Source organism: Prevotella sp. DNF00663 (assembly GCF_001553265.1).
Taxonomy (GTDB): Bacteria; Bacteroidota; Bacteroidia; order Bacteroidales; family Bacteroidaceae; genus Prevotella.
In genome coordinates, this window is record NZ_KQ960598.1 from 61,635 (window position 1) to 75,409 (window position 13,775).

The following is a 13,775-nucleotide window of genomic DNA, read 5'->3' on the forward strand; positions in this document are numbered from 1 at the left end:
ATGAAAGGAATTGTATTGGCAGGCGGTTCGGGTACGCGTCTTTATCCGATTACGAAGGGAGTCAGTAAGCAATTGATTCCTATCTTTGATAAACCTATGATTTATTATCCCATATCTGTGCTCATGCTTGCAGATATTAAGGATATATTAATCATATCTACCCCGTACGATTTACCCGGTTTCAAACGGTTGCTTGGCGATGGTCATGAGCTTGGAGTAAATTTTGAATACGCCGAGCAGCCTAGTCCCGACGGATTGGCACAAGCATTTATTATCGGTGAAGAGTTTATTGGTACAGACAGTGTGTGTCTTGTGTTGGGCGATAACATATTCTATGGCGCCGGCTTAACGGGTTTGTTGCATCAAAGTGTGAAAGATGCCGAGGAGCGTAACAAGGCTAGTGTCTTCGGCTATTATGTGAATGATCCGGAGCGTTATGGGGTTGCTGAGTTTGATGATAGATCTGGAAAATGTCTAAGTATAGAGGAGAAACCAGAGTATCCTAAGAGCAATTATGCGGTAGTTGGGCTGTATTTCTATCCTAATTCAGTGGTTGAAATCGCTAAAAACATTCGTCCTAGTGAGCGTGGAGAATTGGAAATAACGACTGTCAATCAAGAATATCTGGGACAGGACAAACTATTGGTGAAACCATTACAACGTGGTTTTGCTTGGCTTGATACCGGAACTCATGATAGTTTGAGTGAGGCTAGTACCTTTATTGAGGTTATAGAAAAGAGGCAGGGGCTCAAGATAGCTTGTCTTGAAGAGATTGCTTTGCAGAATGGTTGGATAACCAAAGCGCAGGTGGCAGAGCTGGCTAAGCCTATGATAAAGAATGGGTACGGACAGTATCTCATGCGAATCTCTCAGAATTAATTACGAATAAAAATAATTAGATAATATTTAATAATGGAAGAGAAAAAGACCGTTGTTCCTGAAAATGCACAGGTACAGGAACAAGAAGAACAGTCATCATTTGACTTTCTAGCCCTCTACACGACATTAGTCTTAAATTGGAAATGGTTCCTTGTGTCGCTTATTATCTGTATTGGTGTCGCTTTGGTATATCTGAGATATGCTACTCCTATCTACCAATCGCAGACTAAGTTGCTCATCAAAGACGATGACAACAACCGACGTGGTGGAGGTAACGCTTTGCAGAATATTACTTATTTGGGTATTATGTCCAATTCTAATGGTATAGACAATGAAATGGAGATTTTGTCTTCCCATTCTATTGCGGAGCGAACTGTTAAGAATTTGAAGCTATATACGACCTATTATAGTATAGGTAAGGTGAAAGATAACCTTTTATACAAGAATCAACCGGTCAATGTAGATATGGATTGGAAGTATCTGGATAAGTTGGTATTCCCTATTCAGTTGGAACTGGAAAAGGCATCTGATGGAAGTTATCATATTACCGGTGAATATTATGCTGTCTACAAAGATGAGGTCGTGGAAGGACCATTTAGTATTGATGAGGTACTGAAATCACTTCCTGCTAAAATTTCTACGAAAGTAGGTATCTTGCGTTTTGAAAAGAACCATGCATATGTGGAGAATCCAAAGAAAAAGATGACCGTATCAAAGGCTGTGGTAGAGTCACCTAAGAATGTAGCTAACAAGTATGTACAGAGATTGGCGGTTAGCCCAACTTCTAAAATGACCACCATTGCACAGCTCGTTTTGAACGATGAACTGCCCGAACGTGGCCGAGATTATTTGAATCAGTTGATAGAATGCTATAATCTACAGGCTAATGAAGATAAGAACGAGATTGCTGTTCGTACAGAGGAATTCATTAATAGCCGTCTAGAAAAGATTAATGCAGAGCTTGGAAATACTGAGGGTGCTTTGGAATCTTACAAGCGTAACAACAATATGGTGGAACTAAAATTGAATGCTACACAGTCTGTGGCCAATCAAGATCAGTTCAGCCAAAAGTTAGTAGAGGCTAATACCCAGATGGCTTTGCTCAACGAGCTAAATGCAACTCTACACGAATCGGGTAATAGATATCAGCCATTGCCTTCTAATGTAGGTTTGAAAGATGAGAGCACAACAGCTCTTATCCAAAAATATAATGAGATTGTGTTGGAAAGAAACAGATTGTTGAGAAGCGCATCAGAGACCAGCCCGACGGTAACTCCATTGACAGCACAGCTTGATGATTTGTTGCTCAGTATCCAAAAGGCTATGGCTCAAGCTCGTAGAAACATGCAGTTGCAGCGCAATGCTGTGGCTTCTGAGTACCGTAGATATAGTGGTGAGGTAGGAGCATCGCCCGAACAAGAACGTATGTTGACTCAGATTGGTCGTCAACAGGAAGTTAAGTCCGGTTTGTATTTGATGTTACTCCAAAAGAGAGAGGAAAACTCTATCTCTTTGGCAGCCACAGCCGACAAGGGTAAGATGATAGATGCACCTGAGACCATAGGCAAGATAAGTCCCAAGAATGCCATAATTCTCTTGATATCATTGATATTGGCGATAGGTATCCCTGCTTTGGTATTGGTTGTTATGCAGTTCTTCAAATATCGTATAGAGGGACATCAGGATGTTGTACGCCTGACTCGTTTGCCTATTCTTGGTGATATTCCTGTGTCAAGTGATACGATTAAGACTCGTGGCGACGTTGTCGTGCATGAAAATAAGAACAATTTGATGGAAGAAGTCTTCCGTAGCATGCGTACCAATTTGCAGTTTATGCTACGCGAGGGGCAGAAAACAATCATCTTTACTTCTACTACATCTGGTGAAGGTAAGACTTTCTTGGCTGCCAACTTAGCCGTTTCGTTTGCTTTGCTAGGCAAGAAGGTTGTTTTGATAGGACTTGATGTGCGTAAACCTCGTTTGGCTGAGCTCTTCGAAATTGACGATCATCACCATGGTATAACCAATATTTTGGTTAAGGAAGAGCCGACCCAAGAGATGATACAGGCACAGACACTCCGTTCGGGAGTACATGAGAACTTGGATTTATTAATGGCCGGACCTATTCCTCCAAACCCTGCTGAACTTTTAGCACGCGAGAGTCTTGATAAGGTTGTCAATATTCTGAAGGGTATGTATGATTATGTATTGATCGATACAGCACCTATTGGATTGGTAACAGATACGCTCCAAATCAGTAGAGTAGGAGATGCTACAGTCTATGTATGTAGAGCTGACTATACTGCAAAAGAAAGCTTTGGCCTTATCAATTCTCTCCATAATGAGAATAAAATGCCGAATATGTGCGTAGCTATCAATGGTATTGATATGTCAAAGCGCAAGTATGGCTATTACTATGGCTATGGTAAATATGCGAAGTATGGTAAGTACGCACGTTATGGCAATGGTAAGTATGATTCCTATGGCTCTTATGGGCAATATGGCACTTATGGTTCTTATGGTAGTTATGGCAACTATTCGAACAGTCATTACGGAAAGAAGGACGATAATTCCATCAAGCGGTAATTATATGATAATACAAATTAGACTTTAAATAGAATAGATGACAATAGCAGTAGATTTCGACGGTACTATCGTCGAGCATAAATATCCTGAGATAGGAGAAGAATTGCCTTTCGCAACAGAGACGCTCAAGATGCTCATTAAAGACCAGCATCGGCTGATTCTTTGGAGTGTCAGAGAGGGAAAACTTCTAGATGATGCCGTTAATTGGTGTCGTGAGCGTGGAGTGGAGTTTTATGCAGTCAATCGGGACTATCCGGAAGAGGAAGAAGAAAAGAACAACCATTTCTCTCGTAAACTCAAAGTGGAGATGTTTATTGACGATAGAAACCTCGGTGGATTGCCCGATTGGGGGCAGATTTATCACATGATACACGACCATAAGACTTTTAACGACATCATGCGTGAGCGTTTGTCGCAGGGGATGTATCAAGAAGATGAGATGCCTAAGAAAAAGCATTGGTGGCAATTTTAATGCAAAAAAATAGTATAGAAGTTTTTATATGCTGTCAAGCGCGACAGTGTGAATTTTATTAAAGTTAAGAATTATGAGAGAGTGGGCTTGGTATTGTTACCGAGCTCACTTGTTTTATTTAATACCATAGTCGTGAGGGAGTAGGGTAGAGATGTTAAAATAAAAAGAGATACGGATTTCTAGTTGCTTTATTCTTTGTCAAGTCTTCTAGTATTGATGGGTGTCCGACTTGGTAAATCAATAGTGGTAACTATCACCGTATCTCTTGTTACATCTGCAATCCATTCATATATTTATCTGATTGCAAAGGTAGTAGCTTTTATAAGATGTGTCAATACTTATAACTCGGTAATTGATATAATCATCATATATAGGTATGCTGAGTTGAAAATAGGCCTATTGTATAACAGGTGTAATAGAAATTTACCTAATTATAATGATTGTGCGAATCGTGTTTTTTTTGTTATTTTGCAATTTATAATATGGCTTTTGACGTGTTTGATGATAAGTATTCTTCCGTGAGGATGTTTAGAGGCGGGCGTAATCAAAAGTAATTAGCAAATGGTAGGCACAGAGCTGATGTTGCTGCAAGGCCGTGCCAGCATTTCTGTTAAGGCTATGCAGTATTGCTGCCGACGTATGGCAATATTGGTGAAAGAGCCTTGCAGCAATCTCAGCGAGATGTATGCTGAAGGTAAAAGACATTATAGGCCGAAGATGAAAGGAGTCTTTGAGCAGGTTGTTAACATGTAAATAGCATTTTACAGATGAAGAATCAAAAGATGTATGAATCCGGTGACCGGCTGATTTCGATTATCAGAGATAATTATAATATACTCCAAAGTCTAGGAGCCTTTGGCATAAACCTTGGTTTTGGAGACAAGACTGTGCAGGAAGTTTGTGAAGATCAAAATGTCGATACCTATACTTTCTTGGCTGTTATCAATTTTGCTATTAATGGTTATCGGGATTATGACGATGCCGACCGACTATCTATCCCTACATTGATTCAGTATCTGCGTGCGTCACATGCTTACTATCTGGATTTCCAACTGCCATTTATGCGCCAGCAACTCATGAACGCATTGGACGAGAAGGATAATTTGGCACGACTCATCATGAAGTTGTACGATGAATATGCACATGCCATTCGCTCGCACATGACGTATGAGGAGAAGACTGTTTTCCCATACGTGCATTCTCTTTTGAACAATGAGGCCGATACAAATTATGATATTGAGACTTACTCGAAGCATCATGGACAGACCGATGTAAAGTTGAGAGAATTGAAGAATATCATCATCAAGTATTTGCCGAGTGATGGATTGCACAACAACCAATTAACGGCTGCATTGTACGATATTTATAATAATGAGGAGTGGCTGGCTCAACATGCTCGTGTGGAAGATGAGATATTCACGCCGGCTATCAGGAGATTGGAGAAGAAAGCACGCCAAAGCGACGTCACGGTGAAGATTTCCAATATGATAAAGCAGAATCCTGATAGTGGGGATTTGTTGAGTGAGCGCGAGAAAGAAGTTATTATTAGTCTAGTACAAGGTATGACTAATAAGGAAATTGCCGACCATCTGTGTATCTCTATCAATACGGTTATTACGCATCGACGCAATATCGCGCGTAAATTGCAGATACATAGTCCAGCCGGACTTACTATTTATGCAATTGTAAACAACTTGGTAGACATATCTTCTGTCAAGTTGTAACTTGCTAGGAATATTAAATCTTATTGATATCTACGTATCCGTGCATTACTGCGTAGATGGTCAGAGCCGACACGCTCTTGAGTCCAAGTTTCTCTTGGATGTTCTTTCGGTGTGTAATCACAGTTGTCATACCGATATTTAATTGGTCGGCAATCTCTTTATTGATGTAGCCTTGAGCTACTAATGACAACACTTCTATCTCACGATCTGATAGAATTTTAGCCTTCAACACGTTGGGCATGGGAGGTAAATTCTTTCCATGTGAATGTCCATGTTGCGCTAACATGAGAAGCGATTTGATGAGTTGGTCTTCGGATACGTTGATACTCAGACAGCGGAAATCGCTTAGTTGGGAATTGGGATCGCTGGAAGTGGTAAGTACAAAGGTTTTTTGCTTGCGTTCCAAGAAAAACGCTCTATGCTCCAATACGATTTTAATGGATACGAAGTAGTGGAAGAAACCGTCAGTATTGTTGTTCTCCAATTCGTCGAAATTGCTGAAAGTTTCTATCGTCATGATGGGCATGACGTTTTGAAGTATTTGTTTGAGCCCTAGAATAGCTAAGGTGTTGTTGTCTATGATGGCAATTTTGGGTCTGCCTGAAGCTTCGTGTCTATTCATGCTACAAATATATTAAAAATCTTACAATAACTCGATTTGCATGTATCTTTTTTAGAGAAAGGGCGCCAATAAGTGTGCAAACCATCCTCTAAATTTCTGCCAACCGGTGCGCCAATGATTCCATTCCGCTTCAGTAAGTTTGAAACAATCTTTCTTCTCTACATCAAATAGATTGCTTAACTGCCTGGTTGTGCATGAATCTACGATGACAGCATTTTCCTCATAGTCCCAATTGAGACTTCTTGCATTGAGGTTTGCACTGCCTACTGTGCACAACTTGCCGTCTACCATGATGATTTTCGTATGGTGGAATCCCGGCTTGTACATCCAAATATTGCATCCGTGTTTCATCAGTTTGTGCGCATTGTAGAAGCCACAGTCGGGAGTTAGCGGAATATCGCTCTTGATACTGAGCATGATTTCGACCTTGACGCCACGCTTGACGGCATTCTTTAATGCCTTCTTAATGCGGTGATTTAGAGTAAAGTAGGGGTTGATAATCTTAATACTATCGCGTGCCGACTGGATGGCAGAGGTGTAGAACTCGCGTATTATCTCGTTCGAGCGTACGGGTTCTCGGTTGATAATGCCCACCATCTTGTGATAGGCGGTAGCGGTGGTGTCTGGTTTGAGTCCTTGGAAATCATCTGTAGATTCACCTCCTCTGAAGTATTGCGCTCCGTGAATGTCTTGATTGGTGGTTTTATTCCATATTCTGAGGAAAATACTTTGTAGCGTATTCACCTCATTTCCCTCTATACGACAGTGCATGTCGTGCCATTCGCCTACAACTTTTGTTCCGTTTATGTAGTAGTCGGCGACGTTCATACCTCCTGTATAGGCAATTTTTCCATCGATGACTACAATCTTTCGATGGTCTCTAGAGAAGACATGATTAATCCATGGAAACCTTAATGGATCGAATTCGTAGATTTCTATGCCGTTTTCTCGTATTTTTTTGAGATGTCGTTTCTTTAAGGGTTTATTGTTAGAAGAGTTTCCGAAAGCATCAAATAAGGCTCTCACTTCCACTCCTTCCTTTGCTTTCTCGGTCAAAAGGTCGAAAAGTTGATTGGCAATAGAGTCGTTGCGGAAGTTGAAATATTCTAGATGGATGGATTGTTTGGCTTGACGAACAGCTTTGAATAAATCGTCAAATTTCTCTTGTCCGGTCATTAAGAGTGTTACGGAATTGTTGTGAGAGAACTTTATTCCATAGTTCCGCAAGTGCTGAACGACTAGAGAATCACTAGACTGTGCATATCCCCAGCTGTAAACAAAGAGATATGCACAGATAATTATAAAGCGTTGGATATGATATTTGGGTAAAGACATTCTCCTTTTTAAATCATACAACTATAATGATCTACTACACCAAGGAGTTTCTTTTCGTTGTCTGTCACTAGAACAGTGTGTATCTTATATTTGTGCATGATACGTTGAACCTCGGTAATCTTAGTTTCCGGCAATACCATCTTGGGTTCACGGGTCATAATATCACTGACTGTATGATTGAAAAAGTCGGCTTGCCATCTTTCCATGGCGCGTCGAATATCCCCGTCGGTAATCAATCCTGAAATCTTACCGTCCTGCAATGAGATACCCAAACCTAGTTTTCCTTTGCTCACATCAATAATGGCTTCGCCCAAATGTGCCGATTCCGAGATGATAGGCATATCGTTGCTACGCATCACATCTTCTGCTGTTGTGAGCAGCCGTTTGCCAAGTTCGCCTCCGGGATGGAATTGTGCGAAGTCTCTAGATTGGAATCCTCGCACTTGCATTAGGGCAATTGCCAGCGCATCTCCCATGGCTAAAGCAGCCGTTGTACTACTTGTGGGAGCCAAATTTAGCGGACATGCCTCTTTCTTCACATGCACTTTGATATGTGCATTGCTGTATTTGGCTAAGAGAGAGTTCTCGTTACAGGTCATCGAAATGATGGGAACGTTCATGTGGAGTACCACAGGAATGAAGCGAAGCAACTCGTCTGTCTGCCCCGAATTGCTGAGTGCCAGCACCACATCGTCTTGTGTCATGACACCTAAATCGCCATGGTACACATCCAAAGGATTGATAAAGAAAGCCGGTGTGCCCGTACTTGCCAGTGTGGCAGCTATCTTTGCACCCACATTACCGCTTTTTCCTACACCGGTGATAATGATTTTCCCGTGACAATGGTACATCATATTCACAGCATCTTCAAAGTTATGGTCTAGTTGGGGAATCAATTCCAACAAGGCTTCTGCTTCATCTTTGATGCATTGTTCGCCCCATTGTCTTATTTGTTCGCGCTGTATATCGTTGATAGTATCTTTTTCCATTAGAGTAATTCCTTGATAAGTGATTCTAATTTATGCAATTCCAGCATGTTCGGGCCGTCTGATAAGCCTTGGTCGGGAGTAGGGTGTACCTCAAAGAAGTATCCCGTTGCACCGAATGCTTTGGCTGCTTTAGCCATTGCCGGTACGAATTTGCGGTCTCCACTTGTACTTCCATTTCCCCCTCCGGGACGTTGAACGCTGTGCGTACAGTCCATAATGACAGTCTGTACTATTTCTTTCATGTCCGGGATATTGCGGAAGTCAACAACCAAATTATTATATCCAAATGAGTTACCTCGTTCTGTAAGCCACACCTCTTTAGCCCCACTTTCGAGTGCTTTCTGTACGGGGAAGCGCATATCATTGCCGCTTAAGAACTGTGCTTTCTTGATGTTGACGATGCGTCCGGTGCGGGACGCTGCTATCAAAAGGTCGGTTTGGCGGCATAAGAATGCTGGAATCTGAAGAATATCACACACCTCTGCTACAGCTTCGGCTTGATAACTTTCGTGTATATCAGTGGTAATTTTCAGCCCATAACGTTCTTTTACCTGTGTCAACATTTGCAAACCTTTCTCCAATCCCGGTCCCCTGAACGAGTGTAGTGAGGTGCGATTGGCTTTGTCGAAAGATGCTTTGAATACGATTTGAGTATTTAATGTTTTGTTGATTCTGATAATTTCTTGCGCAACGGTGTCCAAGAGTTCTTGCGACTCTATCACACATGGTCCCGCAATGAATATGGGTTGTTGTTGATTATTAGACATCTTAGATGATTGTTTTATGCAAAAGTAGTCATTTTGAGACTAATTTGCAAGTGTTTTATTCTTGTTTTAGGCTGATAGCTTCGGCTTCTTCTTTGTTGGAAGTATTCAATATACGTACTTCACGTTGTGGGAATGGAATCTCTATACCGTGGGCATTGAGTGTCTCATAGATGCATTCCATAATGATACCATCATCACCAAAATGGGTAAGTACGTTCACCCAAACCAATATTTTCAGTGTAATACAACTGTCATCGAATTGAGTCAATACTATTTTGACAGGTCGAGCAGGATCGGTAATACCTAATTTCTGAATGGCATTGATGAGAATATTCTTTGTCTCCGCAATATTTGTGCCATATGCCACACCCACTTCCAAAACGTCAAGTTCGTATCCATGGTTCTTTGTTATGTTCTTATAGTTCTTTGTAAGGAGCTGACTGTTTTGGAAAGCAATGACACTTCCGTCGGTAGCCTCAATCATGGTAGAGGTGTAACTGATGGAACTTACCTTGCCACGGATACCATCGCACTCTATGTAATCGCCTACCTTGATACGTCCGGCCATCAATGATATACCATAATATATATTCTCCAGAATGTCTTTAGAGGCAAAACCGACACCGGTAGAAAGACCACCTGTGATGACAACCAACCATGTGTTGCTGACGTGGAAGATGCTCAAACTGATGAGCAACCATGTTCCCCACACGACAACTTGGATGACATTCTTGGCCATAACCATGCGACTGGCGGCTGTAGAAGGGTCACTCTGTTCGAAATGATGGTACAGAAAGCCTTGCGATGTATGGTTGATATACGCAAAAAGGAAGTATAAGATGATGACCAGTGCCACCGTTGAGATGCTGGCCATGAAGTTTGTGGTATGTATAAAGTCTTGTGTGAGGATGCGTTTAGTAGTATCGCTCAGATTGAAGACGTCTGCAGCCCAATAGATAGCGATCATGACTGAGAGTACACCTAGCGTTGGTAGCAAGACCGAATAGACGAGCCTAAAGAACCATGTCTTTGTAATAGGCTGCTGCATGATACCTTTTCTACGTGAATATTCTCTGAGCCATCCCGACAAACAGGTGATGGTAAGGACGCAAGTGAGCTGCATCATCCACCAAATCAATATTTGTACGCTGAACAATACATAACCTATCCATGAACTGATTACTGATAGTGAGAAGACGAGGAGCGAACAATAGGTGTAGAATACATCGCTTTTGGGAATATTGTTATTGTGTTTTCTGATGACGTACCATTGCCATAAAGTACATAAAAGCTGGATAAGTGGCAAGCTCAAGTTTACTACATCGTTCGGCATCAAAGTAATTCGGAAAGCTATCACGATAAAGCTAATAAGCATAATAGGGGAATAAATCTGGAATCCGCTTTTGATTTGATTGCCGTCGAGTCGTAAGAGTAGGGAGATAAGAATAACACCTAGCAACCACATATATTCTACCATGAGACCGCTAGCCATATAGATAAAGTTTTGGTCGACCGTAAATCGCACGACACCTAGTATGATAGCAAGTGAGATAACACTCGTTGATAGCATCACACAATTGCGCTTTTCGAGGAAAGAAGGCGTGCACAGGCGTTTCGGTATGAGGAATCTAATGACCAATATGTTGAGAGCCAAGGCGATAGCTCCATAGAAAAGGATACTGATAAACAGTCCTATTATGAACTTGGGGGCCCATTGTGAAATTGTCTTCGACTTGACAAAATACTTGGTTTCAACCGTCTCTTTGGTTTCTATCCAATTCTTTTTGAGCCTTGACAATACTTCCAAATAGTTGGTACCCGAATTGCTGAAGATACTGTTTTGTATGTCTGAATACCGTTTGTTGGCGTAGTGGTCCAGATTGCGAAGATGTTCCTCCGTCATTTTGTAATACTTAATGTATTCCGTAAACTGTTCGGAATTGTCTTTTAGGGTATGTCTGATGTTGACAGCAAGCGTCAAACAGACATTACGGTCTATTTTAGAACGTTCCGAGAGGTTGACGGTGTACATGCTACTAAGACTTGTTATCAAGCTGTCGTAGCGCGAAATCTCTTGGTTTGTCTTCTTCAAGAACAATCTGAAAGGCATGACGGATTCCTTAAACGTACGGTATTGCTTGGTAGCTTCGTGGCATGCGTAAGTCAAATCGAATACATATTCAGGCTTTTGCGAATAGAGCATCAGTGCATTTTGGTTACTTTTGCCCCATGCCGTCATGATGTTGTCGCGCACTTGCTGTTGTTGTTCCTTCTGCAGGCCGGCTCTTTTTTCAAGCTCGGAGTGGTAGTTGGTCAACTCGGTGCGCAATATAGATAGCGTGTTGGCTAAATCTTTCTCTTTAAGAACAGCATGTCCATTGAGTCCAAAACACATGAAGACAGCGAGTGTCAGTACTATTTTCTTATACATAAGTTCTTGGTCATTTGATGACAAAAGTACGAATAAATTGTGGCAGTGGCTCTTTCGACAACAATTTTTTTGTGTATTTTACTTCAAACTGGGTTACTTGAGAACTTGTTTTTATGGATTTGCTATTTCGTATAGTCAATATCTCACTAAAAAAGTCCTCATCTCTGACTTAAAAGTTGAAAGACTTCATTTGCTGCAAAGGCTTGGCAATAGTACTGCCTAGTCCATTCAGCAATGCTGCAAAGCCTATACAGCATTGTTGCCATGGCTTTGCATTCTGATAGTTGACAAGTTTATAAATAGACGAGTTGGCTAGTTTGTGAGTTTATAGAGGCTTTGTATAGGTTTGAAAGAGAGTATAGAGAGTCTTTCTTTAGTTATGTGGGGTAACAAAGTATTATTGTTTGATAAAATAGTATCATTAACTGTGCTGATAATCTAGCCTTTGGTGGATAGAGTCTTTGAATGGGTTGAATGCATAGCATCTGCTGTTATGAGGCGTAGAATCGTGTATGTAGGGAACCTGTGTTTGCAGAATAGGGAAGAGGATGATAAAGAAATTGTTACTTGATAGTCTTTTTGGTGCTATTTAGATGATAAATTCATTTTGCAAAAATTGCAAAACATCGGGCAAGAAAGTGTCAGTTTTTTGAATTTGTTTGTTTTATCTTTGCAAATAGAAAAAAGCGAGTTGTAGAATCAACTTATAACCTAAACAAATCGTAAGTATCTAACTTGGAAAATAGAAATGAAGACCAAACTGTTTTATTTGTTGTTACTTTTGACCATCGTTCTTCCGTCTTGTGCCCAAAAGTGGGAACATTTGGCTGATACACCACAGATGGGCTGGAGCACGTGGAATAAGTTTCAGGGAAATATCAATGAAGATATTATCATGGGTATTGCCGATGTGATGGTGTCTTCCGGACTGAAAGATGCCGGTTATACCTATATTAATATAGACGACTGTTGGCATGGAAAGCGCGATGCTAATGGCTTTATACAGGTTGACTCGGCGAAATTCCCTCATGGGATGAAGTATTTGGCCGACTATGTACATTCAAAAGGCTTGAAACTTGGTATTTATTCGGATGCCGGAACAGAAACTTGTGGTGGTATGCCCGGCAGTTTGGGACATGAATATCAGGATGCTTTGCAATATGCCCGATGGGGTATCGACTATTTGAAGTATGATTGGTGTAATACTACGAATATTGATCCGCGTGGCGCTTATCAGTTGATGAGTGATGCTTTGCGGGCTGCTGGTCGTCCCATTTTGTTGAGTATGTGCGAGTGGGGAAGCAGTCGGCCTTGGAAATGGGCACGAGAAGTGGGGCATTCTTGGCGTACGACACCTGATATTTGGTGCGATTTTGATAGCTTGCGTGTATTTCCTACCTATACTCAATTTGGTGTTATGCAGTGTGTTAATTATAATGATACCTTGAGGGCTTACGCCGGTAAGGGGCATTGGAACGACCCTGATATGTTGGAAGTGGGCAATGGTATGACCGTGAATGAGGATAGGGCACATTTCACTATGTGGTGTATGATGGCTTCTCCACTAATTATCGGTAACGATATCCGGCATATGTCCGCTGACACAAAGGGCATTTTAGAGAATAAGGAATTGATAGCTATAGACCAAGATAGCCTGTGTGTGCAGGGATATCACTTCAAAGACGAACAAGGAGTAGCCTTTTGGCTCAAACCATTGGCTAATGGAGATTGGGCTTTCACACTTCTGAATGTTTCTAAAAGAGCTACTAAAGTACAGTTGAATTGGTGCCGGTTGAGCGGTGTGAAAGATGATGTTTCGGGACGAACGACGGATTTTGCTGATAATATATATAAGGTACGAGACCTATGGAAACACAAGATTGTTGGCAAGACGAGCAAAAAGGATCAAGTAAGTATGGTCGTAGATGTTCCTGCAAGAGATGTGATAGCCTTTAGATTGATGAAATGAA

11 protein-coding genes are annotated in these 13,775 nt (G+C 41.3%); 6 read left to right on the forward strand and 5 right to left on the reverse strand.

Going from position 1 to position 13,775, the window contains the following annotated elements; all coding sequences use genetic code 11:
- The 5 genes from rfbA to HMPREF3034_RS02400 all read left to right on the forward strand — a co-directional run bounded on the left by rfbA (window position 1) and on the right by HMPREF3034_RS02400 (window position 5,661).
- Window positions 1-879 carry a glucose-1-phosphate thymidylyltransferase RfbA gene (rfbA, locus tag HMPREF3034_RS02380; protein WP_062432859.1) on the forward strand — a complete coding sequence of 293 codons (879 nt, stop codon included), beginning with the start codon at window positions 1-3 and terminating at the stop codon, window positions 877-879.
- A 33-nt stretch (window positions 880-912) separates the two neighbouring features.
- Window positions 913-3,465: a GumC family protein gene (locus tag HMPREF3034_RS02385; protein WP_036897204.1), complete on the forward strand. Its 2,553-nt coding sequence runs from the start codon at window positions 913-915 to the stop codon at window positions 3,463-3,465.
- Window positions 3,466-3,502: 37 nt separating this feature from the next.
- Window positions 3,503-3,937, forward strand: a complete 435-nt coding sequence (locus HMPREF3034_RS02390) for a BT0820 family HAD-type phosphatase (protein WP_036897201.1) — start codon at window positions 3,503-3,505, stop codon at window positions 3,935-3,937.
- A 561-nt stretch (window positions 3,938-4,498) separates the two neighbouring features.
- On the forward strand, window positions 4,499-4,690 hold the full coding sequence (locus HMPREF3034_RS02395; protein WP_036897198.1) for a hypothetical protein: 192 nt from the start codon (window positions 4,499-4,501) through the stop codon (window positions 4,688-4,690).
- A gap of 14 nt (window positions 4,691-4,704) precedes the next feature.
- Window positions 4,705-5,661, forward strand: a complete 957-nt coding sequence (locus HMPREF3034_RS02400; RefSeq protein ID WP_036897195.1) for a LuxR C-terminal-related transcriptional regulator — start codon at window positions 4,705-4,707, stop codon at window positions 5,659-5,661.
- A 13-nt stretch (window positions 5,662-5,674) separates the two neighbouring features.
- On the opposite strand, the gene HMPREF3034_RS02405 is transcribed toward HMPREF3034_RS02400, so the two are convergent.
- Genes HMPREF3034_RS02405 through HMPREF3034_RS02425 form a run of 5 tightly spaced genes read right to left on the reverse strand, consistent with a single transcriptional unit; the run spans window position 5,675 to window position 11,805 of the window.
- On the reverse strand, window positions 5,675-6,283 hold the full coding sequence (locus tag HMPREF3034_RS02405) for a response regulator transcription factor (RefSeq protein WP_052052836.1): 609 nt from the start codon (window positions 6,281-6,283) through the stop codon (window positions 5,675-5,677).
- Between the two features lie 51 nt (window positions 6,284-6,334).
- Window positions 6,335-7,618 carry a cardiolipin synthase gene (gene cls / locus HMPREF3034_RS02410; RefSeq protein ID WP_036897189.1) on the reverse strand — a complete coding sequence of 428 codons (1,284 nt, stop codon included), beginning with the start codon at window positions 7,616-7,618 and terminating at the stop codon, window positions 6,335-6,337.
- An 8-nt stretch (window positions 7,619-7,626) separates the two neighbouring features.
- Window positions 7,627-8,607, reverse strand: a complete 981-nt coding sequence (locus HMPREF3034_RS02415) for a KpsF/GutQ family sugar-phosphate isomerase (protein ID WP_036897187.1) — start codon at window positions 8,605-8,607, stop codon at window positions 7,627-7,629.
- Window positions 8,607-9,374 carry a 3-deoxy-8-phosphooctulonate synthase gene (gene kdsA / locus HMPREF3034_RS02420; RefSeq protein ID WP_036897185.1) on the reverse strand — a complete coding sequence of 256 codons (768 nt, stop codon included), beginning with the start codon at window positions 9,372-9,374 and terminating at the stop codon, window positions 8,607-8,609. The genes HMPREF3034_RS02415 and kdsA overlap by 1 nt, the downstream gene beginning before the upstream one ends.
- A 55-nt stretch (window positions 9,375-9,429) precedes the next feature.
- Window positions 9,430-11,805, reverse strand: a complete 2,376-nt coding sequence (locus HMPREF3034_RS02425) for a mechanosensitive ion channel family protein (protein WP_062432862.1) — start codon at window positions 11,803-11,805, stop codon at window positions 9,430-9,432.
- A 748-nt stretch (window positions 11,806-12,553) separates the two neighbouring features.
- Between HMPREF3034_RS02425 and HMPREF3034_RS02430 the strand changes: the two genes are divergently transcribed.
- Window positions 12,554-13,774 carry a glycoside hydrolase family 27 protein gene (locus HMPREF3034_RS02430; protein ID WP_062432865.1) on the forward strand — a complete coding sequence of 407 codons (1,221 nt, stop codon included), beginning with the start codon at window positions 12,554-12,556 and terminating at the stop codon, window positions 13,772-13,774.
- The last annotated feature ends 1 nt before the right edge of the window (window position 13,775 follow it).